General features: G+C 42.6%; 23 protein-coding genes. 13 read left to right on the forward strand and 10 right to left on the reverse strand.

The annotated features are described in order from the left end of the window. Positions 1-39 precede the first annotated feature (39 nt). Both dksA and gluQRS read left to right on the forward strand, forming a co-directional pair. Positions 40-567 (forward strand): RNA polymerase-binding protein DksA, encoded by a 528-nt coding sequence (dksA, locus tag DYI81_RS05365; protein ID WP_106983876.1) that lies wholly within the window; start codon positions 40-42, stop codon positions 565-567. A gap of 3 nt (positions 568-570) precedes the next feature. Continuing rightward, a complete protein-coding gene (gluQRS, locus tag DYI81_RS05370; RefSeq protein WP_106983875.1) occupies positions 571-1,488 on the forward strand; it encodes a tRNA glutamyl-Q(34) synthetase GluQRS in 918 nt (305 codons plus the stop codon). Between the two features lie 202 nt (positions 1,489-1,690). On the opposite strand, the gene ftsW is transcribed toward gluQRS, so the two are convergent. The 5 genes from ftsW to DYI81_RS05400 form a co-directional block, all read right to left on the reverse strand. Further along, the gene (gene ftsW, locus DYI81_RS05375; protein ID WP_106983874.1) at positions 1,691-2,887 is read right to left on the reverse strand and encodes a putative lipid II flippase FtsW; all 1,197 of its coding nucleotides are present in this window, start codon (positions 2,885-2,887) and stop codon (positions 1,691-1,693) included. Between the two features lie 21 nt (positions 2,888-2,908). Then, on the reverse strand, positions 2,909-4,255 hold the full coding sequence (gene murD, locus DYI81_RS05380) for a UDP-N-acetylmuramoyl-L-alanine--D-glutamate ligase (RefSeq protein ID WP_117006925.1): 1,347 nt from the start codon (positions 4,253-4,255) through the stop codon (positions 2,909-2,911). Positions 4,256-4,428: 173 nt separating this feature from the next. Further along, positions 4,429-4,680: a DUF6587 family protein gene (locus tag DYI81_RS05390; RefSeq protein WP_106983872.1), complete on the reverse strand. Its 252-nt coding sequence runs from the start codon at positions 4,678-4,680 to the stop codon at positions 4,429-4,431. Between the two features lie 46 nt (positions 4,681-4,726). Then, entirely contained in the window at positions 4,727-6,586 is a 1,860-nt protein-coding gene (locus DYI81_RS05395) for a ferrous iron transporter B (RefSeq protein ID WP_106983871.1), read from the reverse strand. Beyond that, on the reverse strand, positions 6,583-6,843 hold the full coding sequence (locus DYI81_RS05400; RefSeq protein WP_106983870.1) for a FeoA family protein: 261 nt from the start codon (positions 6,841-6,843) through the stop codon (positions 6,583-6,585). The genes DYI81_RS05395 and DYI81_RS05400 overlap by 4 nt, the downstream gene beginning before the upstream one ends. 174 nt (positions 6,844-7,017) lie before the next feature. Here DYI81_RS05400 and xerD point away from each other — a divergent pair, with 174 nt between their 5' ends. The 4 genes from xerD (at position 7,018) to thrC (ending at position 11,478) form a co-directional block, all read left to right on the forward strand. Beyond that, on the forward strand, positions 7,018-7,935 hold the full coding sequence (gene xerD / locus DYI81_RS05405; RefSeq protein ID WP_106983869.1) for a site-specific tyrosine recombinase XerD: 918 nt from the start codon (positions 7,018-7,020) through the stop codon (positions 7,933-7,935). Between the two features lie 98 nt (positions 7,936-8,033). Beyond that, entirely contained in the window at positions 8,034-8,849 is an 816-nt protein-coding gene (locus tag DYI81_RS05410) for a DsbC family protein (RefSeq protein ID WP_106983868.1), read from the forward strand. A 127-nt stretch (positions 8,850-8,976) separates the two neighbouring features. Then, positions 8,977-10,281 (forward strand): homoserine dehydrogenase, encoded by a 1,305-nt coding sequence (locus DYI81_RS05415; RefSeq protein WP_106984094.1) that lies wholly within the window; start codon positions 8,977-8,979, stop codon positions 10,279-10,281. Between the two features lie 57 nt (positions 10,282-10,338). Then, entirely contained in the window at positions 10,339-11,478 is a 1,140-nt protein-coding gene (gene thrC, locus DYI81_RS05420) for a threonine synthase (protein WP_106983867.1), read from the forward strand. 104 nt (positions 11,479-11,582) lie between these two features. On the opposite strand, the gene DYI81_RS05425 is transcribed toward thrC, so the two are convergent. After that, positions 11,583-12,632 (reverse strand): D-alanyl-D-alanine endopeptidase, encoded by a 1,050-nt coding sequence (locus DYI81_RS05425; protein ID WP_130125643.1) that lies wholly within the window; start codon positions 12,630-12,632, stop codon positions 11,583-11,585. Positions 12,633-12,857: 225 nt separating this feature from the next. On the opposite strand from DYI81_RS05425, the gene DYI81_RS05430 reads away from it, so the two are divergent. The 3 genes from DYI81_RS05430 to DYI81_RS05440 are packed head-to-tail and all read left to right on the forward strand — an operon-like array spanning position 12,858 to position 16,520. After that, positions 12,858-13,493 carry a response regulator gene (locus DYI81_RS05430; protein WP_106984092.1) on the forward strand — a complete coding sequence of 212 codons (636 nt, stop codon included), beginning with the start codon at positions 12,858-12,860 and terminating at the stop codon, positions 13,491-13,493. Between the two features lie 20 nt (positions 13,494-13,513). Further along, positions 13,514-15,082: a HAMP domain-containing sensor histidine kinase gene (locus tag DYI81_RS05435; RefSeq protein WP_106983866.1), complete on the forward strand. Its 1,569-nt coding sequence runs from the start codon at positions 13,514-13,516 to the stop codon at positions 15,080-15,082. 22 nt (positions 15,083-15,104) lie between these two features. After that, positions 15,105-16,520 carry a sigma-54 dependent transcriptional regulator gene (locus tag DYI81_RS05440; protein WP_106983865.1) on the forward strand — a complete coding sequence of 472 codons (1,416 nt, stop codon included), beginning with the start codon at positions 15,105-15,107 and terminating at the stop codon, positions 16,518-16,520. A 3-nt stretch (positions 16,521-16,523) separates the two neighbouring features. Here the strand turns inward: DYI81_RS05440 and DYI81_RS05445 are convergent, their stop codons facing one another. The 4 genes from DYI81_RS05445 to lptF all read right to left on the reverse strand — a co-directional run bounded on the left by DYI81_RS05445 (position 16,524) and on the right by lptF (position 21,566). Further along, positions 16,524-17,696: a S41 family peptidase gene (locus tag DYI81_RS05445; protein WP_106983864.1), complete on the reverse strand. Its 1,173-nt coding sequence runs from the start codon at positions 17,694-17,696 to the stop codon at positions 16,524-16,526. Positions 17,697-17,718: 22 nt separating this feature from the next. Further along, a complete protein-coding gene (gene gpmI / locus DYI81_RS05450) occupies positions 17,719-19,266 on the reverse strand; it encodes a 2,3-bisphosphoglycerate-independent phosphoglycerate mutase (RefSeq protein WP_106983863.1) in 1,548 nt (515 codons plus the stop codon). 124 nt (positions 19,267-19,390) lie between these two features. Continuing rightward, entirely contained in the window at positions 19,391-20,461 is a 1,071-nt protein-coding gene (gene lptG, locus DYI81_RS05455) for an LPS export ABC transporter permease LptG (protein WP_117006927.1), read from the reverse strand. A gap of 1 nt (position 20,462) precedes the next feature. Beyond that, positions 20,463-21,566 carry an LPS export ABC transporter permease LptF gene (lptF, locus tag DYI81_RS05460; protein WP_117006928.1) on the reverse strand — a complete coding sequence of 368 codons (1,104 nt, stop codon included), beginning with the start codon at positions 21,564-21,566 and terminating at the stop codon, positions 20,463-20,465. 159 nt (positions 21,567-21,725) lie between these two features. Between lptF and DYI81_RS05465 the strand changes: the two genes are divergently transcribed. From DYI81_RS05465 to DYI81_RS05480, 4 genes are all read left to right on the forward strand, one after another. Then, on the forward strand, positions 21,726-23,174 hold the full coding sequence (locus DYI81_RS05465) for a leucyl aminopeptidase (protein WP_117006929.1): 1,449 nt from the start codon (positions 21,726-21,728) through the stop codon (positions 23,172-23,174). Then, positions 23,167-23,574, forward strand: coding sequence for a DNA polymerase III subunit chi (locus tag DYI81_RS05470; RefSeq protein ID WP_106983859.1), 408 nt, complete (start codon positions 23,167-23,169; stop codon positions 23,572-23,574). Before DYI81_RS05465 ends, DYI81_RS05470 begins: the two co-directional genes overlap by 8 nt. 36 nt (positions 23,575-23,610) lie before the next feature. Then, a complete protein-coding gene (locus DYI81_RS05475; protein WP_106983858.1) occupies positions 23,611-24,240 on the forward strand; it encodes a hypothetical protein in 630 nt (209 codons plus the stop codon). A 118-nt stretch (positions 24,241-24,358) separates the two neighbouring features. Continuing rightward, positions 24,359-24,574 (forward strand): hypothetical protein, encoded by a 216-nt coding sequence (locus DYI81_RS05480; RefSeq protein WP_106983857.1) that lies wholly within the window; start codon positions 24,359-24,361, stop codon positions 24,572-24,574. Positions 24,575-24,618 lie beyond the last annotated feature (44 nt).

Raw genomic sequence — 24,618 nt, forward strand, 5'->3', positions numbered from 1 at the left:
GCGTATAACCATTTACGTATATGATGAGGAATGCCCTATATGGCGAATGATAACCAAAATCAAGTTTTAGACGAACAAACTGATGTTGCAGAAGAGAAGTCTGTAAAACGCGTACGCAAAACTAAGCCAAAGTCGGCTGATGGCGGTTCTACTGCAAGCTTATTTGGTATTGAACCTTATCAGCCGAAGAAAAATGAAGAATACATGTCAGAAGGCCAACTTCAACATTTCCGCAATATTTTACTTGCGTGGAAATCTGAGTTGATGTCTGAAGTAGACCGTACGCTAAACACAATGCAGGATGAAAACACTGCACTTCCTGATGTTAACGACCGTGCTACACAAGAAGAAGAGTTTGCGATTGAATTACGTACACGTGACCGTGAACGCAAATTGATTCGTAAAATTGAGCAATCAATTGAAGCAATTAAAAACGATGACTACGGTTTTTGTGAAACTTGTGGTATCGAAATTGGCTTGCGTCGTTTAGAAGCACGCCCAACTGCGACTCTTTGTATTGACTGTAAGACTTTGGCAGAGATCAAAGAGAAGCAAAATAACGGTTAATTCATGTTATTGAGTAATGCATCCCTCCCCCTTCCTTTAAATCAGGAAGGGAAAGAAGTGAATTACGTGGGTCGGTTTGCGCCATCGCCAACCGGCCCTTTGCATTTTGGGTCTTTAATTACTGCTGTTGCAAGCTATTGCGAAGCCCGCGCTCAGCAAGGTTCATGGCTGGTTCGGATTGAAGATACCGACATCCCCCGCATTTATCCTGGCAGTGAAGCGCATATTTTACGTGCCATAGATGCCTTTGAATTTGATCCAGATAGCAACATCATTTTTCAAAAAGACCGCTTAGACATTTATGAAGACGTGATTCAGCAATTACATGCTCAAGGCTTGGTCTATGCTTGCCAATGCACACGTAAAATGCTCGGTTCTAATCATATTTATCAAGGCACGTGCAGAGACCTACAGCTCGATTTAGCCCATCAAGCCATTCGGGTTAAAGTGTCAGATCAAGTCATCCAATTTACAGACCCAATTCAAGGTACGCATCAATCGAATTTAAAATTTGATTTAGGTGATTTCGTGCTAAAACGCCGTGACGGCATTATTAATTACCAATTGGCTGTTGTTGTCGACGATCATTTGCAAGGGATCACGCATGTGGTGCGTGGTGCCGATTTACTCGACAACACCGAGCGACAAATCTGGTTGGGTCAACTTTTGGGCTATGCGCCACTGCAGTATATGCACTTGCCGCTTGCCATGAATGATCAAAGGCAAAAACTTTCTAAGCAAAATATGGCCGAAGCTTTAGATTTAAGCCAACCTTCGCAATTGCTACAACGTGCACTCAAAGCTTTACATCAACCCGAAGTAGAACTCGACCGCCCTGCACGTATGCTCCAACAAGCGGTTGCACAGTGGTCAAGTACATATATTCCACATCAAACTATGCTCGAAGGTATTTACACCTAAAAACACACCGCTACGCCTGTGTATTACCTTTCTATACTGTTATAACCTAGATTTTTTAAACTGTATCCATCTTTTATACGGCGCTTATTACGCTCATTCTGTGTATACACCTAGGGCAAAGCTGAACATTCGCCCACACGGGCATAAAAATGCCGAGTACGGTTTTCACCCTACTCGGCTGATCGATTCAACTTTAAACGGCTTAGAAGCTCGATTCTTCTTTACTTGGGTTTACTTGATTGGTCGTGCTTTCAATCTTAAGGATTAAACTCATCATCACCGCACACATAATTAAAGATGAACCACCATAACTAATAAAAGGCAAGGTTAAACCTTTTGTTGGTAGCATCCCCATGTTCATGCCCGCATTCACCAAAATTTGCAGTAAGAAAATAATACTAATGCCATAAGCCAAATAGCCTGCACGCAAGTATTGATTACGTAAGGCACGATGACCAATTTTAATACTGCAGACCACCAGTGTGAATGACAGAATCATCACGGTGGTAATCCCCATAAAGCCGAACTCTTCACCCAAAATAGCCAACATAAAGTCAGTATGTGCTTCAGGTAAATAGGACATTTTTTGGATACTATGACCGAGACCAACCCCAAACCATTCACCACGACCAAAAGCCATCAACGCATTAGAGAGCTGATAACCTGTGCCCAGCGGATCGGCCCAAGGATTGGTAAACGATAAGGCGCGTTGTAAACGATATGGCTCAAAGACAATCGCGACAATTAAGCCCACCACAATAAAGGCCATGAACGCGATAAACTGTACAGCAGGCGCGCCTGCCAAAAAGAATACGCCTAAAATCATCAAGACAATTACAGCGGTTGCCCCTAAGTCGGGCTCAGCCAAAATCAGGCCGACCGTGATAATCATGACCCCACCTAAGCGCACTAAGCCAGAGACGCTATTACGCACCTCCTCTGCCCTTCGTACCACATAATCGGCGGTGAAAATGGCCATCATCACCTTCGCCACTTCAGAAGCCTGTAAGGTAAAGCCTGCAATTTTAATCCATCGGGTGGAACCATTGACTTCTGTACCAGCGACCAACACCACGGCCAGCAGTAAAATGGTTAATATCCAAAATGGAAAAGTATTATTAAACCAGACATTTAAAGGGACTTTATATACTGCATAAGCCGCCATAGAAGCAGCTAAAATTGAAATCCCATGTCGCGTGATATAGTGAAATGGATTTTCATGTAAACGTGCAGCATACGGCATAGATGCCGATGCCACCATAATTGAACCAATACACAGCAATGCCAATACACTAAATATGAGCACATTACGTGTGGTAATTTCGGCGGGCACGCGTGGTGCCCAGCGCTCATATACCTCGGTAATTTTAGTTATGGTCGTCTGAGCTAACCCAGCCATACAACTTTCCTTATCATTTTTTTAAGCCAATGCGTTCACGCAGTCGACAAACTGATGGCCGCGTTCACTATATCCTTTAAACATATCAAAACTTGCACATGCAGGTGATAGTAGTACGACATCATACGCTTGAGCATGTTGTTGGCACATTTCAACTGCTTGTTTTAAAGTTTCAGCATGTACTAATGTGGTTGTTCCTGTAATTGCTTTTTCAATAATTGGGCGGTCTTCACCAATGAGTACTGCAACCTTGGCATATTTTTGTAGCGAATCACGCAGTGCAGTAAAATCCTGCCCTTTGCCTTGACCGCCTAAAATAATGACCACTTTACCGCCTTTGGCCTCAATGGCAGCCCCTAAGCCATCCACTGCGGCCAATGTCGCGCCAATATTGGTGCCTTTTGAGTCGTTGTAATAACGCACATCATGCAATTCTTTCACGAACTCACAGCGATGCTCTAAACCTTTAAAGGTTTTTAGGGTATTTAACATACTGTCTAGGCTTAGGCCAATTGCTTCGCCTAATGCTAAACATGCCAATGCATTCGCTACATTATGCGTGCCCTGAATATACATGTCTGCACTATTGAGTAAACGCTCACGACCACGTGCCAACCAAATAGTGCCATCATCGTCTTTCAACACACCAAATTGATTAATATCAGGTGCATTTAAGCCAAAGCTTTGCATTGGGGTAGCATCTGGCACCAACGGACGTGTTAAAGAGTCGTCGCGGTTAAATACAACTTTTTTCACAGCTTGAAAGATTCTGTGCTTCGCTGTGTGATAACCCATCATATCGCCATGGCGGTCTAAATGGTCTTCACTCATATTGAGCACTACAGCCACCTCAGCAGCCAAATTGGATGTGGTTTCGAGTTGGAAGCTTGAGAGTTCAAGCACATAAAGCTCAGGATCATCTTTGGTTAAGTCCAAAGCAGGACGACCCAAGTTACCACCCACAGCCACTTTTTTACCAGCATCAGCAGCCATTAAGCCAAATAAAGTGGTTACGGTACTTTTCGCATTTGAACCTGTAATGGCAACAATCGGTTTATCTGTTGCGCGGCGTAAAATTTGAATTTCACTCACCACAGGAATGCCTTTTGCAACCGCAGCTTGTATTTCTACTAATTTTGGATCAAGCCCTGGGCTAATGACAATTTCTTCGGCTTGTAATAACAATTCTTGATCTAATTGACCAAAACTGGTTTGCACATCACTGGGGATTTGGTCATGTCCGGGTGGCGTTTCTCGAGAGTCTGTTACTGCAACACGGTAGCCTTTGTCATGTAAGAAATTAACTGCTGCAACACCAGATATTCCGAGCCCAGCAACGACTTTTAATCCACCACGTTGTATTAACATTTTTGCCTCTGTTTATGGTCTATTTTACAACTGTGGAAATGTTAGCACTTTGCTGTTTTGAATGCTTTTTCTGTTTTAACTTTATGATGGTTTTTTTGTGTCGGCGCGTAAAAAAAACCGTCATAAAAATGACGGTTTTCTTTTACACAGCATATTTTCAATGGCTAAAGCAATTACTTCCATTTAACCGCCTGTACTTGCTCTTTTTGAGGGCGTGCTTCTTCTGTAGCAGAACAACCACAACTCCCACCACAACCCGCAACCGCAGCAGGTTTTAACCATGTTGCCAGTTTTGACCAACCACGGCGTGCACAAGCTTTTGAAATAGACGTGAAGACTGAGTTCGATGTTTGAGGAAATACCTTTTTAAACACCACGACAGCACTCCAAATGACCAAAGCAGCCACAATTAGAATTTCAATCATCTCAATCTCCTTTTACCATCAAAGTAAAATGTTTTAATCTAAATTTTTAACCTAAATAATGCGATGCAATTTGATAGGTCAAAAATGACATGAAATATGCCAAACCAAACAGGTAAATCGTCATGAATGTAACTGTTTTCATTGAGCCTGTTTCACGTTTCACTGTTGCCAATGTCGCTAAGCAATGCGGTGCATAAATAAACCAAACGAGCAGTGACAAACCTGTTGCCAATGACCAGCTTAAGTCACCCGTACTGATGAGTGTTGATAGCCCTTGTGCCACAGCATCATCGTCTGCTGCAGATAAGGCATATACCGTACCTAAAGCAGCCACAACCACTTCACGTGCAGCCATTGCTGGAATTAAGGCAATACAAATCTGCCAATTAAACCCAAGTGGTGCAAAAATAGGTTGCATTAAATGCCCAAGCATTCCTGCAAATGAATAATCGATATCTGGCAGCGTTGCACCTTCTGGCGGTTGAGGGAAGGTACACAAGAACCACAATAAAATTGAAAGCGCAAAGATAATACCACCCACACGCTTTAAGAAGATTTTGGCGCGATCCAATAGACCAATCCAAACACTCTTAAAATCTGGAATACGATAACTTGGTAATTCCATTAAAAGTGCATGTTGTGATTTATCTTTTTGGAAGAATTTAAGTACGGTCGCAACCAATAAAGCACTCACAATCCCTGCTGCATATAAGCCAAACAGTACCAAGCCTTGTAGATTGAACACTCCCCAAACCATTTTTTCTGGAATAAAAGCAGAAATCAGTAGCGCATAAACAGGTAAGCGTGCCGAACAGGTCATCAGTGGCGCAACAAAAATCGTGGTTAAACGGTCACGTGGGTCGCTAATGCTTCGAGTTGCCATAATGCCAGGTACGGCGCATGCAAAACTTGATAGCAATGGAATGAAGGCACGGCCACTTAAGCCAGCTTTATACATCAACTTGTCTAAAAGGAATGCGGCACGAGGTAAATAACCCGATTCTTCTAAAACCAAAATAAAGAAGAAAAGAATTAAAATCTGTGGCAAGAAGACTACAACACCACCTGCACCCGCAATAATGCCGTCCACCACCAAACTATTGAGCATTGGGTGTGAAATATAAGCACCAACGGTTTCGCCAAACCAACCAAAGAAGCCTTCAATGCCATCCATAAATGGCGCAGCCCACGCAAAGACCGCTTGGAATACCACAAACATCATCACAGCAAGGCTAATCAAGCCAAACACAGGATGTAAAAATATTTTATCTAAAAAGTCAGAACGCTTATCTTCTTGGTCTACATACACCACTACATCTTTTAAGATGTTTTCGATTTGTGCATGAACAGAATCTGCTTTGCCCACGTCACTCAACGCAGCATCAGGTGTTCTAAAGGTGCCTGCATCCAGCGCACCCATGAGATTTTCAATGCCTGCATTACGTACAGCCACTGTTTCTACCACTGGAATACCCAAACGCTGAGAAAGTTTTTGCGTATTAATCTGCATGCCACGACGACGTGCTTCATCCATCATATTCAATACCAGTAGAATAGGACGTTTCAGCTCAATCATTTCCATGACAAGGCCCAAATGCAGTTTTAAGTTTGTGGCATCCACCACACATAAAAATGCATCTTGTTGGCCTTCTTCTGCAATTTTACCTTGCACCACATCACGAGTAATCGCTTCATCGGGACTGGTCGCATTTAGGCTATAAGTACCCGGTAAATCCAGCACACGTACAGGCTTACCTGAAGGCAATACAAATTGACCAACCTTACGTTCAACGGTTACACCCGCATAGTTCGCAACTTTTTGGCGCGTACCCGTTAAATGGTTAAATAATGAGGTTTTACCGCAGTTGGGATTCCCGACTAAAGCAATACGAAGAGCATCACTCATGCTGACGCCCCTTCAAGCAAAATTTCAATTTTTTCGGCTTCGACTTTACGTAAAGCAAAACGCGTAAATCCAACTTGAATTAAAATAGGATCACCACCAAAAATGCCTTTGGTGATAACTTGTACTTTCGTACCCGCAACAAAACCCAACGTTTCTAGGCGACTTGCTACTAAATCAGTCTGAGTTTCGCCATCCAAAGTACGATTTACTTTGCTAATGATGGCAGTTTGTTTGACTTTTAAATCAGATAAACGCACCGCATCCAACCCTTAAATATTTTGAACAGTATACAAACAAATGAGAATAATTACCAAATCAGATACGATAATGATTCGCATCTGTTATAGCACATTGATTACTAAGAATTGTTACAATACATTTGATAAAATCAATCATCACCATCGGTTATATTCATTAATTCTGAGTGCGTCATGCTAAATAAAAAACCTCGTATTCCAACTCCTGTTAGCATTCCGGAACACTATAGTTTTTTAAAAGGTTATCGAGACGATTTAATCGCACAGACCGTTAGCCCGCACACGCGAAATGCCTATTTATCGGATTTAATCCAATGTAGTGAATGCCTTACTCACCCAATGCCGACGTGGTCTGCAGACGATATTTCTGATGTTTTATTACATCTAACGCAACAGGGTAAAAGCCCACGCTCAATTGCTCGTTGCTTATCTGCCATGCGTTCGTTTTTTAAATTTCTGAGAGAGCAAAAACTGCGTAGTGACAACCCTGTCAGCACACATAAAACCCCAAAACTCGGTCGAGCTCTGCCCAAGGATTTGTCTGAAGCCGATGTAGAAGCACTTATTTTGGCACCCGATATTCAAACCGCTTTAGGTTTACGTGATCGTGCCATGTTAGAAGTGCTCTATGCCTGTGGCCTACGTGTGACGGAACTCTTAAATTTAAGATTAGAGTTGATGAATCTGAAGCAAGGCTATATTCGCATTGTCGGTAAAGGCAATAAAGAACGCTTGGTGCCCATGGGTCAGGCTGCCTGTGAATGGGTCGAAAAATATCTCAATGAATCACGACCACAACTCTATAAAACTGCGACTGACTATGTGTTTTTAACGCAACTGGGCGGGATTATGAGTCGACAAAATTTTTGGTACGCCATTAAACGTTACGCCTTACAAGCAGGCATACAAGCAGAACTTTCACCACATACATTACGCCATGCCTTTGCGACACATTTACTGAATCATGGTGCAGACCTACGTGTGGTACAAATGTTATTAGGTCATAGTGATTTATCAACCACACAAATTTACACCCATGTGGCGCAAGTCCGTATGCAACAGCTCCATGCTCAGTTTCATCCACGCGCTTAACGGTATGGCATATCAGACCAAGAAGTTTTTTTCACACCCGATTTTTTTGCTATGCTAGCTCACCTGTTTTTTAAAAAGCGAAAAGAAAAGGGTTTTTTATGCTATTTACCCGTTCAAAAATTGTGATCGCATGTACACTTGCTACAGGCCTTGCTTTAAGTGCTTGCAGCAAATCAAATAATGATGAAGAAAAACAAGCGCCTTTAACCGCAAGTGCGCCAGCAACGGGCGAAGCCTCTACCCTTTCAGAACGCAATCAACAGCAACGTCTCATTCAGACCCTGCAAGAAGGCCTGAAAAAAGCCAACATTACTGCCAAAATTAGCAGTGTAAAAGCCACCGAAGTCCCAAATTTATTCTGGGTAAGCTTTGAAGGCATGTCTTCTGTGTATGCCACAGCCGACGGCAAATACATTATTCAAGGTGATGTCATCCGCTTAGGTGACAAAACTTTGCATAATGTCAGCGAAAGTTTGCAGTCTGAAGTGACCAAAAAAGAATTAGCAAAACTCAAAACTGAAGATCTCATTGTTTACAAAGCAAAAGGTAAAACACAGCATGTGATCTACGTCTTTACCGATGCAAGCTGTCCGTATTGCCATAAACTGCATGAACATTTAGATGAGATTACCAGCAAAGGCATCGAAGTTCGCTATATTGCATGGCCACGTGGTGACCAATTTGTGCCGGCAATGGAAAGTGTTTGGTGTAGTGCAAACCGTCAAGAAGCCTTCAATCAAGCGATTTCAGGGGTTCAACTCCCTCCTGCATCATGCAAAAACCCAGTCCGCGACATGTACAAATTGGGTCTGAATATTGGCGTAAATGGCACTCCTGCAATTTATAATACCGACGGTGTTTATTTGGGTGGCTACATGGAGCCTAGCGAATTAATTGGACGCTTAAATAAATAAAATTTATTGATTAAATTACTGTTTTTTATAGATAGATATAAATTTGTGAATCTCCTAGAGTCATAGGCTTTTTTTAGCTATGATCTAGGTTCACTTAAAAAATTTGCTGAAATAAATGGAGTGTGACGTGAAACCAGTTCGTCTGGCAATCCTCGGTCTTGGTACTGTGGGTGGTGGTGCCCTTAAACTACTAAAAGAAAATGCTGCTGAGATTAAACGTCGCACCGGTCGTGAAATTGAAATTACCCATGTGGGAACGCGTCGCCCGCGTCCTGACCTTGATTTACCTGCATCAGTTCAACAAAGCGCAGATCTTTTAGAGATCGTTCGCCAACCTGATGTCGATGTTGTCATTGAGGTTATGGGGGGTATTCACCCTGCGTATGAAGTGATCAAAGAAGCTATTTTACACGGTAAGCAAATCGTGACAGCCAACAAAGCCCTGCTCGCAGAGCACGGTAATGAGCTGTTCAAACTGGCTGATGATCATCATGTACAAATTGCCTATGAAGCTGCAGTCGCTGGCGGTATTCCAATTATTAAAGTCATGCGTGAAGGCTTGGCTGCCAACAAAATTGATTGGTTAGCTGGCATTATCAATGGTACAGGCAACTTCATTTTGACTGAAATGCGCGAAAAAGGCCGTGCCTTTGCCGACGTACTCAAAGAAGCGCAAGAGCTTGGTTATGCAGAAGCAGATCCAACTTTTGACGTTGAAGGCATTGATGCTGCACATAAGCTTACACTTCTTGCATCTATCGCTTTTGGTATTCCATTGCAATTTGACAAAGTCTTCACTGAAGGCATTAGCAAAGTGACTGCACAAGATGTGAAATATGCTGAAGATTTAGGTTTCCGCATTAAACACTTGGGTATTGCACGCCGTGCAGCAAACGGTATCGAATTACGTGTACACCCGACGCTGATTCCAGAAGAACAGCTGATTGCCAATGTAAATGGCGTGAAAAATGCTGTATTAGTACAAGCCAATGCCGTTGGTCCAACACTTTACTATGGCGCTGGCGCTGGTGCAGGCCCTACAGCTTCTGCAGTTGTTGCTGACGTTGTCGATATCGTACGTGACATCTCTTATACCGAAGATGGTGCAGGGACTATTCCGCAATTAGCTTTTGAAAGCTTAAGCGATTTACCTATTCTGCCACGCGAAGAAATGACAACAGGTTACTACATCCGTATTAATGCTGAAGACCAAACTGGTGTTTTAGCTGAAGTGACCACTATTTTAAGCCGTGCAGGCATTAGCATTGATGCCATCATGCAACAATCGCGCTTAAAAGACCTTATTCCTATCGTGATTCTGACCGATCCAGTGAAAGAATCTAAAATGGATGAAGCCCTTCAACAAATTCAAGCATTGCCTGTCATTCATGGCGAAATTGTACGAATTCGTTTAGAATCGCTTGATAATTAATCGGGTTAAGGGGAAATTCTCCCCTTACCAAGCTCTATACACAATTGGAACATCATCATGTCGAATGCCAATCGTTATACTGGTTTAGTTGACCGCTATCGCGACCGTTTACCAGTGTCTGCCACTACTAAAGCGATTTCTTTAGGTGAAGGTAATACCCCACTGATTAAACTTGCAAATATTCCGCGTTTAATTGGCAAAAATGTTGAAATTTATGTGAAGTACGAAGGCTTAAACCCGACTGGTTCATTTAAAGACCGTGGTATGACCATGGCGGTAACAAAAGCTGTTGAAGAAGGCTCAAAAGCAATTATCTGTGCATCTACAGGTAATACCTCAGCAGCTGCAGCCGCTTATGCTGCACGCGCTGGCATCAAAGCATTCGTTTTAATCCCTGAAGGCAAAATTGCCATGGGTAAAATGGCGCAAGCAATGATGTATGGTGCTATCACCATGCAAATCCGCGGTAACTTTGACGATGGCATGCGCCTAGTGAAAGAAGTTGCAGACCAAGCACCTGTAACCATCGTAAACTCAATCAACCCATACCGTTTGCAAGGTCAAAAAACCATTGCTTACGAAATCGTTGATGAACTCGGCCGTGCACCAGACTACCACTGCTTACCTGTAGGTAACGCAGGTAACATCACTGCACACTGGATGGGTTATACAGAAGCTGTTGCAAACCAGCCTGTAGGTGAGTTTGAACAAGTGATTTACGATGCTGCAACTGACGCCTTCACTGGCCCTAAACCAGAAGGTTTACCAGTGATGGTCGGTTACCAAGCATCTGGCGCTGCACCATTCCTACGTGGCGCACCTGTAGCAAATCCAGAAACAATTGCAACAGCAATTCGTATTGGTAACCCACAAAGCTGGAACCATGCAAAAGCAGTTGTACGCGATTCTCAAGGTTGGTTTGATGAACTGACTGATGCTGAAATTTTAGATGCACAGCGTATGCTTTCGATGTATGAAGGCGTATTTGTTGAGCCTGCATCTGCAGCATCAATTGGTGGTGCAATCCGCGACCTTAAAGCAGGTAAAATTCCTGAAGGTTCTGTGATCGTATGTACCGTAACAGGTAATGGTTTGAAAGACCCTGATACTGCAATCAAACAATGCTCTGATGCCGTAATGTTGTCAATCGATGCAACAATGGATCAAGTTCGTGATTCAATTTTGTCAAATATGTAATCACATATTTAATTGAATAAAGAAAACCCTGCACTAGCAGGGTTTTTTTATGGGCTAAATTTAGCCTAAAAATAAAAAGCTCAAGTTGAGTAAGAAGTTAAGCCTTAAATTCGTTTTGGTAACTGAGTTACCCAAGTCATTAAGCGCGTTGCATCATCTGTACGTGCTTGAGAGGTATCGGCTCCCAGTAACACAACAACAGCTGGACGATTATTTAATGTTGTATGCATCACAACACAGCGACCTGCTTCATTGATATAACCTGTTTTAGAAATATTAATATTCCAACCACCATTACGCACCAAGGCATTGGTATTATTGGATTTGAGTACACGGTAGCCCAAGTTAAAGTCATAACTTGGTGTGGTAGAAAACTGACGGATTAAACCATATTGCGATGCTGTATTCACCAAAATCGCCAAATCACGCGCTGAAGCGACATTGCCCGGATGTAGACCTGTAGACTCGACATAATGCGTGCTGGTCATGCCCAATGAACGCGCTTTGGCATTCATCGCGCTATAAAATGCACTACGACCACCCGGATAAGTACGTGCCAAAGCCGATGCTGCTGGGTTCTCTGACTTCATTAGCGCCAGTAACAATGCTTCTGCACGATTCATGCTATCGCCGGCACGTAAAGTCGAACTTGAGCTCTTACAGCCAGAACATGAAAAATCACCTTGCTGTAAGGTAATATTTTCAGACATGTTTAAGCGGGCATCTGAAATAACCACGGCTGTCATCAACTTGGTAATCGATGCAATAGAACGCGCAACATTACTGTTTTTACTGTACAGCACTTCGCCTGTTTGACCATCCATCACAATCGCCGCACGTGCATTAATGCTCGGTTGGTTGGCATAATTATTGGTATCCACAATACGTACCGTTTGTGACGGTGCATTTTGTGTCGTTACGCCATTCGAACTACGCACACTGGTGGTGATTTTGGTCGAACCCTGTGGTGATGGCTCATCTGTAGCAGATGAAACATCTTGATTTAAAAGTTGGCTGACATCATCAGATGACCAGCTCAAATTCGATTGACTCGTGTTTGGATTCATAATAATTTCAGCAAAGCTTACGGTGCTTATGCCAAATAAAAATGAAAAGCCCAACACGTGTGCGAATGATTTATTTAAATTCTTCACTTTTACTTACTCAACTCTATCTTAGTAATTTAGCTAAAAATTTGCCTATTACCATAAATATGCCTTACATTTAGGCACATAGCAGAACAATTTTTACCCACGACATTGTGTATCAAATATTTTCATCGTAGATAAGAATAGGATTGCTAATTTTGTCGTTTCATTGCAAGCTTATTTTGCTTTATGTAACAAAAAAGACATGTATAAAACAGAGGGAGAATGTCAGTGATCACAGTTTTGGTGGTAGACGATCATGAGTTGGTTCGTACAGGTATTTGTCGAATGCTAGAAGACCATGTCGATGTACAAGTGATTGGGCAAGCCGAATCTGGTGAAGAAGCGATTTCTCTGGTGCGTCAGCATCACCCCAATGTCGTACTTCTCGATGTGAATATGCCAGGTATTGGGGGTGTAGAAACCACACGACGTCTCTTACAAACAGCGCCTGACACCAAAGTGTTAGCCGTAAGTGGTCTTGCTGAAGAGCCTTATCCTTCCCTACTCCTAAAAGCAGGTGCGAAGGGCTATATCACCAAAGGTGCGCCTGTTACAGAAATGGTGCGTGCCATTAACAAAGTCATGCAAGGCGGTAAATACTTTAGTGCCGACATTGCAGAGCAATTGGCCAGCTCGTATTTATCTGACACTCAACAATCTCCTTTTGATGCACTTTCAGAACGTGAAATGCAAGTGGCGATGATGGTGGTCAATTGTATTAGCGCACAAGAGATTGCAGATAAGCTTTTTGTGAGTGTAAAAACCGTCAACACTTACCGTTACCGTATTTTTGAAAAATTAAATTTAGACAGTGACGTCAAATTAACTCACCTAGCCATTCGCTACGGCCTTATTAAACCTTAAAAAATACCAGTGCATCCTTTATGCCCCAGCCTTCTTATCATGCGGAATTAAATCAGTATCATCTCGGGCTGTGGTATAGCGCATATCGCTTCATTATCAGTACGGGCTTATTGCTGATTTTTATGCTGACTTATCGACAGTTAAGTGTCGAATATCAGTATCCGCGCTTTTATTTATACGTCCTGAGCGCTTATGCATTAATCAGTAGCCTACAGTTTTTTTTAATGCGTGGCGTGCGTGCTTATATTCCCAAGCAACTGGTAAGCCTCTTTGCTGTCGATGTTACGGCGCTTAGCTTATTAACCTTGGCACTTGATGGTCCAAATTTACATATCAGCTTGCTGTTCGTCATTTGTATTTTTGCAGCTTCGCTTTTACTCAATGCACAAAAAGCTCTACTCATTACACTGATTGCCGTCATTAGTGTCGTTTACCAAGTATTTATTGGCTCCATTTTCGAGCTGACCTCACTGAAAAATATTGGTAATAGTGCTCTATTGGCCTTCTTATTTTTTGTGGTCTATGGAAGTGGACAAATTGCGATTCGTCGCTTCCAGATCATGGAAAATTTGAACTTTTCACAGTCCCTCGAATTAAACCAACTGCAAAATATTAACCGTTATATTTTAGAGCAAATTCAAACGGGCTATTTGGTGCTCGACCAAAACTGCCATGTGGTACTCAGCAATCCTGAAGCTTGTCATTTATTGGGCATTGCGCCGATGTATCGCTATGAAACACATCCACTGTATAAAACCCAACCCGACTTATTTGAGCTGATGAAATTTGAAGAACTGCCCGATGGCGATACATTCCAATTTCAATCACAACAAAGTCGCTTTCATATTCATGTTCGGGTACAAAAACTGAATGTGCCGCACCAGACCTTAACCTTACTGGTCTTGCAGGATGCACAAAAAATTAATCAGCATGTACAACAGCTAAAATTAGCAGCCCTTGGTCAGCTTTCTGCCAGTATTGCACATGAAATCCGTAATCCATTGGCGGCCATCGTTCAAGCCAATGATCTATTTTTAGATAGTGATCCATCACAACAAAAACTATTACATAGCATGATTGCTAAACAATCGGTGCGTATTGACCGTATTGTGCAAGACACGCTCAATATGGTGAAAAATAAAGAAACGCGCCCAATACTGATTCCATTAAAACACTTTATGCCTCAGCTCATTCAAGATGATCTTTCGGATATTCAAGATAAAATTCAACTGAATATGCGAGAGCCTGTGGCGATTCACTTTGATGAAGGTCAATTGCGCCAAGTCCTGATTAATTTGGTGCGCAATGCCATCCGACATAATGACCCCAGCACACCGCATATCGAATTAAATATTTATACATATCAAAAATATATACATATTGATGTGCGTGATTTCGGCCTTGGTGTTGCAGAACATGATCGATCTGCATTATTTCAACCATTTTTCAGTACCGAAATCACAGGAACTGGTTTAGGATTGTACCTAGCGCACAGTTTTTGCGAAGCAAATCAAGCACAGCTCACCTACGTAGAACAAAAAGAACAAGGGGCCTGTTTTAGAGTTTCTTGCTTAGCCGTGACCGTTTAATCGATTTTATTTGGGGGGAAATATGGCAGAACAGCAACCATTGGTACTGTTGGTCGATGATGAAGAAGACTTATGTACACTCATGCAAATGTCTTTATCACGCATGGGGATTCGTACACACATTGCACACCGACTCAGTGAAGCTCGCCAATGCTTAACAGAACACCAATACGATGCCTGTTTAACTGACCTCAACCTTCCTGATGGTAATGGCTTACAACTATTACAATGGATGAATGAGCACTGCCCAAGCCTGCCTGTAGCCGTTTTAACGGCGTATGGCAACATGGAAATTGCCATTGCAGCGCTCAAAGCAGGTGCTTTCGATTTTGTCAGCAAACCCATTAATCCAAAGCACTTAGAGCAACTACTACAAAAAGCACTCAATAAACCAATTCCTTCTACAACACCACAAGAAGACACACTAGAATACAAAATGTTGATTGGACAATCCTTGCCAATTCAACAGCTTCGTATCACTTTGAAAAAAATTGCTCGCTCACAAGCACCTGTTTTTATTACTGGTGAATCAGGTACGGGTAAAGAAGTTGTCGCAAATTTGGTGCACCGCCTAAGTAATCGAAATGAAGGCCCCTTTATTGCCATTAACTGCGGTGCGATTCCGAGCGACTTAATGGAAAGTGAGCTTTTTGGCCATAAAAAAGGCAGCTTCACAGGTGCAACCCAAGATAAGCAAGGTCTGATTCAATCAGCACATGGCGGTAGTTTATTCCTCGATGAAATTGCGGAATTACCCCTAAGCATGCAAGTAAAATTGCTCCGCGCTGTGCAAGAAAAGCGGATTCGTCCCGTCGGTGCAGACCATGAAATTGATGTCGATTTCCGCATTATCAGTGCAAGTCATCAAGATCTAGATGGACTGGTGCAACAGGGTCGCTTCCGTCAGGATTTATTCTTCCGTATTCATGTGATGGACTTAGAATTGCCACCGCTTCGTGAACGTGGCAATGACATCTTGTTATTGGCGCAGCATTTTATTCAAAAAATTTGCTCAGAATGGGATATTAAAGCCAAGGCCCTCACAGAGCGCGCGCAAGATTTTCTACTCAATCAATATTATCCAGGCAACGTGCGAGAGCTACGCAATATTATTGAACGTGCCATCACGCTCAGCGACACAGACAGCATAGATTTACCTCATTTGCAAAGTGCCCCACTGCGCCGTAGTGCACCTGTGCTGGATCACACAGATGCCTCTCAGGCTGTTGCTATGGCCTCTGTTACCAGTATGCCATTAAAGAAACTGCCTGAAGAAGGACTAGAGCCTTATCTAGAAAATATCGAAAAAGAAATTCTACTAAATGCGCTCAATCTGACGCACTGGAATCGAACCTTAGCTGCTAAAAAGCTGGGGATGTCATTTCGCTCTTTGCGCTATCGTTTAAAGAAATTTGGGCTCGATACCGACGAAGAATAAGTATTATTTTTTATTGAGCAGTTGCTCTGTCACATGCTCAAGATATTGCTGCTCACTCATCTCATGCTGTGGGTAGCTAAAATCAGGTTGCACCCCAATGCCTTCAATCATTCGACCATTGGGCGTGTAATACTGCGATACGGTCATTTGTAAAGCAGCACCGTTGGATAATGGAAAAAGCTTCTGCACTACACCTTTACCGTAGCTTTTTTCACCCACGACCCATGCTCGCCCATGCTCTTTTAACGCTGCCGTAAAGACTTCCGTTGCCGAGGCAGATCGACCATTAATTAAAATGCCCACTTTCATATTTTGAAATTCAAAGCTCGGTAAAGCTTGAAACTGCTGATCCCCTTCGGAGCGACTTCGCGTCGAAACAATCACGCCTTGGTTGAGAAATAAATCTGCCGTTTCTACCGCTGCCGACAATAAGCCCCCTGGGTTATTTCTTAAGTCAAATAAGATTGCTTTGACCTTCGACCCACTATGGCTTTCAATAATGCGTTTGATCTCATTGGCCGTGTCTTGCTGGAATACTTTTACCGTTAAGACCAAAACCTGATTATTGAGTAAACGGGATTCAATATCGGTTTCAATTTTGGTATTACGCACAATATAAATTGGCTTACTGTGTGTGGTCAGTTGTAGGCTCAATGTTGAACCAATCGCCCCATCTAATAACTGTTTAACTTGTACATGACTTAGCTTTTTCAGCTCTTGATCATCCATTTTGTACACAGCCATACCATTACTTAAACCCTGTTTTGCAGAGTCAGCATCTTTTTTGAGATTATGAATGACCCAGTGCTGCGCGATCGTGTCATAGTGCAAGTCAAAATCGACTGCTGCCAAATCGCCTTCGGTATATTGTAAAAGCTGTTTATAGTCTTCAGGAGAAAGATAACGTGAATAGCGGTCTAGACCACTGACCAAGCCTTGTATCGCTTGCTGAAACAGATCATCGTCTGATTTTTCTTTGAGATAATTGTCTTTAACAATGCCATAAATTTGAACAAATTGTTGTATGGATTCCACCGGAACTTCCATATTACTTTGTTCATAATCGCCATCAAAATCAAGGGCTGCTGACTTTTTGCCAACAGCCCATGTGGTATGACTAAAGCACATTAGAAGTGAGCCAAAAATTACCCCAGAAATCCAACGTGCTTGCGCCATACATCTACCCTTTCATCAATATTTATGCATCTAAATGAATTAGATTGCGACCTTGCATTTCAGCAGGAACTGGAAGCTTCATCAAGTGAAGTAATGTAGGCGCAACATCGGCCAAAACACCACCTTCCACAATCGTTGCTGACGTTGGGCCTGCATAGATGAATGGTACTAATTCAGTTGTATGCTGTGTATGTACCTGACCGCTTTGATAATCCTGCATTTGTTCAACATTACCGTGATCGGCTGTCACAATCATGTGACCTTGATTCGCCATGACTGCGTCGTACACACGACCTAAGCAAGTATCTACAGCTTCAACAGCTTTTACTGCAGCATCAAATACACCCGTATGACCAACCATGTCACCATTGGCATAGTTCACCACCAACAAGTCATATTCGCCTGAATTGATTGCAGCCACCAACTCATCTGTAACTTCGTATGCACTCATTTCTGGTTTTAAGTCATACGTAGCAACGCTTGGAGATGGAATCAAAATACGTTTTTCACCTGGATATTCATCTTCACGACCGCCACTAAAGAAGAAAGTCACATGGGCATATTTTTCAGTTTCCGCAATACGTAGCTGGGTTTTACCCAAGTTCGACAAGTATTCGCCCAATGAATTCACCAACGCTTCTGGCATGTATGCAACAGGTGCATCAATCGTCGCTTGGTAACGTGTCAACATCACATACTTAGACAATGCAGGTACAACTTTACGCTCAAAGCCTGCAAAGTCTTTTTCTACAAAGGCTTTGGTAATTTCACGTGCACGGTCAGCACGGAAGTTCATGAAGACAACGCTATCACCATCTTGAACTGGAGCTGCATCACCAATACGCGTTGCTTTCACAAATTCGTCTTTTTCATCAGCTGCATAAGCTAACTCTAGGCCTGCAACCGCAGTAGGGGCTGTACGTACAGCTTCACCTTCTGTCAACAAACGGTAAGCTTGTTCAACGCGATCCCAACGGTTGTCACGGTCCATTGCAAAATAACGACCGATTAAAGTCGCAATACGACCTTGACCTGGATATTGAGCAAACAATGCATCTAATTTCTCTAAAGATGGCTGTGCGCTGATTGGCGGTGTATCACGGCCATCTAAGAAAGCATGTAAATACACTTTCGCACCACGTTTTAACGCAAGCTCAGCCATCGCCACAATATGGTCTTCATGCGAGTGTACACCACCTTCAGACAACAAGCCCATCAGATGGACTGCACCATTGGCTGCTTTGGCTTTTTCTACAGCATCCACCAGTACTTCATTTTCAAAGAAGGCGCCAGTACGAATGTCTTTGGTAATACGGGTAAAGTCTTGGTACAGCACACGGCCAGCACCCAAGTTCATGTGACCCACTTCAGAGTTACCCATTTGGCCGTCTGGTAAGCCAACGTCTTCACCAGAGCCAGAGATTAAACCATGCGGATGCTTTGCTTCCATCGCGGTTAAATTTGGACGTTGAGCTGCTAAAAAAGCATTGTCCTCAATCGCTTCACGATGACCCACACCATCCATAATGACTAAAACGTGAGGGATTTTGCGAGCACTTGCATCCGTCATAATTGAACACTCTTTTTCGTCTATAAATTAATCATGCTATCTTACCGAATTTTCGGTCAAGACTCTATGTTCAAGGCATGGTTAATGCTGTTCATGAACATAGATTTACCCGATTTTTCCTGATCTAACGTGCACGGTGGAGCAAATAACCACCACCCATAAAGATCAATACAATAGGAACAAATACGAACCATGCTGGAGATGGTGAATACACCAAGCTGGCATAACCTAAGAAATCCTGTAAATAGAAGAACCCTAGGCCTGTAAATAAGGCAATTACCAAACGAAAGCCCATGGATTGCTGACGTAAGGGACCAAAAATAAATGAGCAGGCAATCACTACCAAAGCAATTAATGCAAATGGAGAACCGACTTTTTGCCAAAATGCGAGCTGATAAGTTTTTGGAACTTGACTATATTCATGCATATAGCTCATAAAACTAATCAATTGGCTCGGTGAAAGATCTTCTGGATCAAGGGTCACCATGTGCACATATTTCGGCTGTAAAGCCAAAGACAAAGGCTGTTCAGCGTTTTTTGCTAAAGTGGCATCGCCATCTTTTAACACATCCATTTGTTGCACAGTGTTGAGTTTCCATGTGCCATTTGACACAAACTGGCCTTGCTCGGCTTCAATCGTGCCACGCAAGCGATATGCATTATCAAAATCAATGACTTGAATATTTTTAAGCTCACCTTTTGAGTTAGCATAATCCACATAAATAAAGCGTTGGCCTTCACGAGTCCAATAACCATTGACCTCGCCTAATTCTGCAACAGAGCGGTGGCTTTTCACCCCTTTGGCTTGCTCATTGGTATAAGGAATAATCCATTCACTTAATGCAAATGACAGCACCACCAAAATTAAAGCAGAACGAATCACCCATCCAACAATTCGCCAAAGACTCACCCCAACTGAGCGCATGACAATCAGTTCACTATTGGATGCCAGCGTACCTAAACCCAGTACTGCACCAATCAGAGCAGAAATCGGGAGGATTTCATTCAAATAATACGGCGCACCCCACAACACATAAATAAAGGCATCCCAAGCCCCATAATTCGGTTGCAGTGATCCTAATTCGCCTAAATAAGTAAATAAAACCTGCAAACTCGACAAAACGGCGGTTGCACCTAACATGGCAAGTGCAGTCGTTTTAGTCACATGTTTGGCAACAATACGGCGTGCTAACATTTTACGACCTCACTCGCTGAATCTGTTTCTTAATTTTAGGTGCCAATTTTTGTTTACGCGAAAAGAGTGCGGCTGCCACGGCGTACACCAACAGCACCAATGGATAAGCGAAGATGCCCATCTCCCCTTTCGATATTCGCGTTTTAATCGCCATAAGTGCAACAATTAAGCTGGCAAAAATTAGTAAAGCGGGGAAAAGTTTTAAGTAGCGTCCTTGGCGTGGGCTCACTTCAGATAAAGCGGTTGCTAACATCAATGCCACCACAATTGAAAATGGCACGAATATACGCCAACCTAACTCACTCGCAACTACAGCATCATCACGGCTATGCCACAGTTGTGACATCGGCAATGCTTCAACTTCAGTACTTTCAAATTGCGCTTCTTTGTTATTTTCTAAGCGTAAACGATAAGTTTGAAACTCCACTTGCGAATAACGTGGTCGCCCAGGGTAAATTTCATAACGACGCCCTTCGACCAAATCCACGACATTGGCGCCATCATTATCTTCAACGTCCACACGAGTTGCTTCTTTGGCCAAAATAATCACGTCAGGTTTATCTGGTTTAGCTGAGCGCTGATAAAAGAAAATGTCTTTTAAATTTTTGCGGTCTTCAGATAAGTCACCTGCATAAATAGTATATGGCCCCGAAGGAATAAACTCTTTAGGACGGACCAAGTCAAAACCTGCACGTACTGCTTGTGTGGTGGTCAATGCTTCGAACTGACGTAATCCCCAAGGTGAGGCCCACATCATTAAAAACATTTGTGCTGCCAGAAAAACCGCTGTCATTGGCACTAAAATTCGCGCCAATTGGTTGCGACTGACACCGCTACTATTCATGACGGCCATTTCATGGTCGACATACATACGCCCAAAAACCAGCATGAGCGCAATAAAAAAGCCCAGTGGAAGAATTAAGGTGAGAAATTCAGGTAAGCGATAACCAATAATGCTAAATAAAATTCCCGCATCCAAACGGCCTTGCGCTGCGACGCCAAAATACTTGATTAGCCGGCCGCCCATCATGATTAAGGTCAGTAAAGCAATCACTACCAAGGACGTCGACACAACTTGCTTGACCAAATAACGCCGAATAATCAAATTAATTCTTCCAGAAAATTGGGTAATAAAGACTAGCGCTATTTTACCCGAATGTTGAAAATATAAAACCTATACCCATGTTGCACATTGAAACTCTATTCATGAAAATGTTTCAATGGTTTAATGGTTTGCAAATTTTAAAAGGCATGAATTCCGCATATGAAACTCACTATTAATACGTCATTCCAAGAGAATGCGTCTAGCCAATTTTTGTTGATATTAGTAGATTCTGAGCAGCTTCAAAATGCTTCAACTTTATACAAAATCAATGACTTAGATAATATTATAGAAGCAGCACAATTTAAAGCAAGCTTCAATGAAAGTTTAGCGCTCAATGGTGTTGTCGCTGAAAGTCGCATGTGTAGCTTAGTGGGGCTTGCAAAATCGACTGAACTCAATCCTGCGAAACTCGCGAAATTAGCTCAAACGATTATCAAAACTTCACAAAAAAAATTCAAACAGATCAGTGTTGATATTTCAGCCTTACCACAAGAGCTACACTATTTATTTGCATTAAGCCTAACGCAAGCAGGCTATGCATTTGATGAATATAAATCGAAAAAGAATGAGTTTGCATTGGAGCAAGTGAATCTCATCACAGCATCAAGCCCACTGACAGACACACAGTTACAATTGGTACATGCCATCCAATCAGGTCAAAGCCTTGCACGTGACCTTGGCAACCGCCCTGGTAACATCTGCTTCCCAGAATATTTAGCCGATCAAGCCTTGGCGCTTGCTGCTGAATTTCCAGAGCTACTCAAAGTTACGGTACTTGATGAGCAACAAATTGCTGACCTTGGCATGGGTGCATTCCTTGCGGTAAGCAAAGGTTCAGATCGTCCAGGTCGTATTATCACACTTGAATATCAAGCACAGCGTAGTGAAGCACCTGTCGTTTTAGTGGGTAAAGGTATTACCTTTGATACAGGCGGCATTTCACTTAAACCAGGCGCTGGCATGGATGAAATGAAATACGATATGTGTGGCGCAGCCTCTGTACTGGGTACACTTCGTGCGCTCTGTGAAGCGAAACTGCCATTACATGTTGTCGGTGCGATTGCAGCTGCGGAAAATATGCCATCTGGCCACGCTACACGCCCAGGTGACATTGTGACTACAATGAGTGGCCAAACGGTTGAAATTTTAAATACCGATGCCGAAGGCCGTTTAGTGCTGTGCGATACACTGACCTATGTCAAACGCTTTAACCCTGCCCTTGTGATTGATATTGCAACATTAACGGGTGCATGTGTGGTTGCACTTGGCTCAGTACTTACAGGTATGTTCAGTTCAGATGATCAATTGGCTGCCGACTTAGTGGCTGCAGGTCAAACCGCATTTGACCGTGTATGGCGCATGCCAGTCATTGAAGACTACCAAGAACAACTCGACTCACCTTTTGCTGATATTGCCAACATTGGTGGCCCTAAAGCAGGTGCAGTGACTGCAGCATGTTTCTTGCAACGTTTTACACGTGACTACCGCTGGGCGCATTTAGACATCGCAGGCAGTGCATGGAACTCAGGTGCAAATAAAGGTGCGACAGGTCGCCCTGTGCCGTTATTGGTTCAATTCCTCGCAAATCGCGTTGTAACGAATGGCTAAAATTAGCTTTTATTTGTTTGAAAAGAGTCCCGAACGGCAGGTCGAAAGTGCCTGCCGTTTAAGTCGTAAAATCCTTCGTCAATCTGCACGTATTTGGTTTTACTGCAGTGACCAAGGCTTAAGACAACAGTTGGATGAACGCTTGTGGACTTTTGACGAAGCCAGCTTCATCCCGCATGGCATAGACCAACCCCATGCACCCGTGTGCATTTCAGAGCATTTGCCAGAGCAAGATGACTGGATTGTATTTAATTTTAACAATCAAGCGCTTGAACAATGTTCACATTTTAGTCACATTATTGAAATTATAGAAAATAATGACGACGCCAAAATAATTGGCCGTGAAAAGTTTAAACAATACCGTCGTTTAGGCATAGCACCACAAACCTATAAGCTTTAACACGACTTTTAATTACTCATACAAGGAGATGCTGCAGTGGCATTAAATGTTGGTCCCGATTTTAAACAGCGCTGGTTAAACGTGCCTGATGCTGTACGTCAGACCTTTATTGATGACCTCAGCCGCATCTGTGATGTGCTGAAGCCAGAAAGTCAAATTCAGGAATGGCTGATCACCGACCAAAAGCAACAGCAAATGTCCTTTGAGATTATTGAAGAAGCTTATGCCAAGCGCAAAGCGGAATTAATTGAAGAAGCACGTTTGCGTAAACAGCTCGCACTTGAAAGAAAACTGGATAAAAAACGTGCTGAACAATTGGCTTATGTTGAACGACTGAAACAAGATGAAATTCGCCAATATGCTGAGCAGAGCCAAACCCTCGCGCTGATTCGTCAAAATATTGACCGTGAAATTCAGACTTATACGGCACGCTATCATAAAAACCCTGAAGGTATTGCCTTCAATTTTGCCCAAAACTTATCTATACCTGACCATGCCATGTTGTCAGAATTAGAAAGTGTTCGTGTTCGTTTAGAGCTTGAGGCAGACAGCCTGATTGAAAAGTCAGTCAATGCATTTCGTGCAGAACTCAAAGCTGCAGCCCAAGAAGAAATTGAATATATTTTAAAAAATTCAAATTTTTCAGATAAAAAAATTGAATCTTAAAATCAACTTAAAAAATTCTTTGGGATAGATTATTTGTCATCAAACTGACATATAATTGCAACAAGATGTTCATAGGCCAGCCTTAAGCCTGGCCACATCCTTTCATCAGGAGTCTAAAATGGACATCTTAAGCGACATTACTCAAAAAATTTCGGCATTGCCGACTGGGGAAACTTGGGAAATTTCGGCACGCTCACTATGGCTGAGCCACTCCGACTTTCACTCCATTCGTATTTTTTTAACACGTGAAGCTGAAAAAGGGTTATTTTCAATTCAAAATATTGACCACATGACATCTGATGCCACTGCATCACTGCAAGTCATCAAACATTAATACAGTAAAAAGCCTGCAACATTGCAGGCTTTCAATTTTTTGAT

Origin of the sequence: Acinetobacter sp. SWAC5, assembly GCF_003419885.1 — a bacterium.
GTDB lineage: Bacteria > Pseudomonadota > Gammaproteobacteria > Pseudomonadales > Moraxellaceae > Acinetobacter > Acinetobacter cumulans.

What these genes read in the sequence shown, in the direction of transcription:
- DYI81_RS05410 (WP_106983868.1), top strand. Translation starts at nt 8,034, where the DNA reads ATGCTATTTACCCGTTCAAAAATTGTGATCGCATGTACACTTGCTACA.
- DYI81_RS05445 (WP_106983864.1), bottom strand. Translation starts at nt 17,696, where the DNA reads ATGGCGCAAGCACGTTGGATTTCTGGGGTAATTTTTGGCTCACTTCTA.
- gpmI (WP_106983863.1), bottom strand. Translation starts at nt 19,266, where the DNA reads ATGACGGATGCAAGTGCTCGCAAAATCCCTCACGTTTTAGTCATTATG.
- ftsW (WP_106983874.1), bottom strand. Translation starts at nt 2,887, where the DNA reads ATGGCTGGGTTAGCTCAGACGACCATAACTAAAATTACCGAGGTATAT.
- murD (WP_117006925.1), bottom strand. Translation starts at nt 4,255, where the DNA reads ATGTTAATACAACGTGGTGGATTAAAAGTCGTTGCTGGGCTCGGAATA.
- DYI81_RS05480 (WP_106983857.1), top strand. Translation starts at nt 24,359, where the DNA reads ATGGACATCTTAAGCGACATTACTCAAAAAATTTCGGCATTGCCGACT.
- DYI81_RS05465 (WP_117006929.1), top strand. Translation starts at nt 21,726, where the DNA reads ATGAAACTCACTATTAATACGTCATTCCAAGAGAATGCGTCTAGCCAA.
- DYI81_RS05440 (WP_106983865.1), top strand. Translation starts at nt 15,105, where the DNA reads ATGGCAGAACAGCAACCATTGGTACTGTTGGTCGATGATGAAGAAGAC.
- DYI81_RS05470 (WP_106983859.1), top strand. Translation starts at nt 23,167, where the DNA reads ATGGCTAAAATTAGCTTTTATTTGTTTGAAAAGAGTCCCGAACGGCAG.
- DYI81_RS05390 (WP_106983872.1), bottom strand. Translation starts at nt 4,680, where the DNA reads ATGATTGAAATTCTAATTGTGGCTGCTTTGGTCATTTGGAGTGCTGTC.
- DYI81_RS05435 (WP_106983866.1), top strand. Translation starts at nt 13,514, where the DNA reads ATGCCCCAGCCTTCTTATCATGCGGAATTAAATCAGTATCATCTCGGG.
- DYI81_RS05395 (WP_106983871.1), bottom strand. Translation starts at nt 6,586, where the DNA reads ATGAGTGATGCTCTTCGTATTGCTTTAGTCGGGAATCCCAACTGCGGT.
- lptG (WP_117006927.1), bottom strand. Translation starts at nt 20,461, where the DNA reads ATGTTAGCACGCCGTATTGTTGCCAAACATGTGACTAAAACGACTGCA.
- xerD (WP_106983869.1), top strand. Translation starts at nt 7,018, where the DNA reads ATGCTAAATAAAAAACCTCGTATTCCAACTCCTGTTAGCATTCCGGAA.
- thrC (WP_106983867.1), top strand. Translation starts at nt 10,339, where the DNA reads ATGTCGAATGCCAATCGTTATACTGGTTTAGTTGACCGCTATCGCGAC.
- gluQRS (WP_106983875.1), top strand. Translation starts at nt 571, where the DNA reads ATGTTATTGAGTAATGCATCCCTCCCCCTTCCTTTAAATCAGGAAGGG.
- dksA (WP_106983876.1), top strand. Translation starts at nt 40, where the DNA reads ATGGCGAATGATAACCAAAATCAAGTTTTAGACGAACAAACTGATGTT.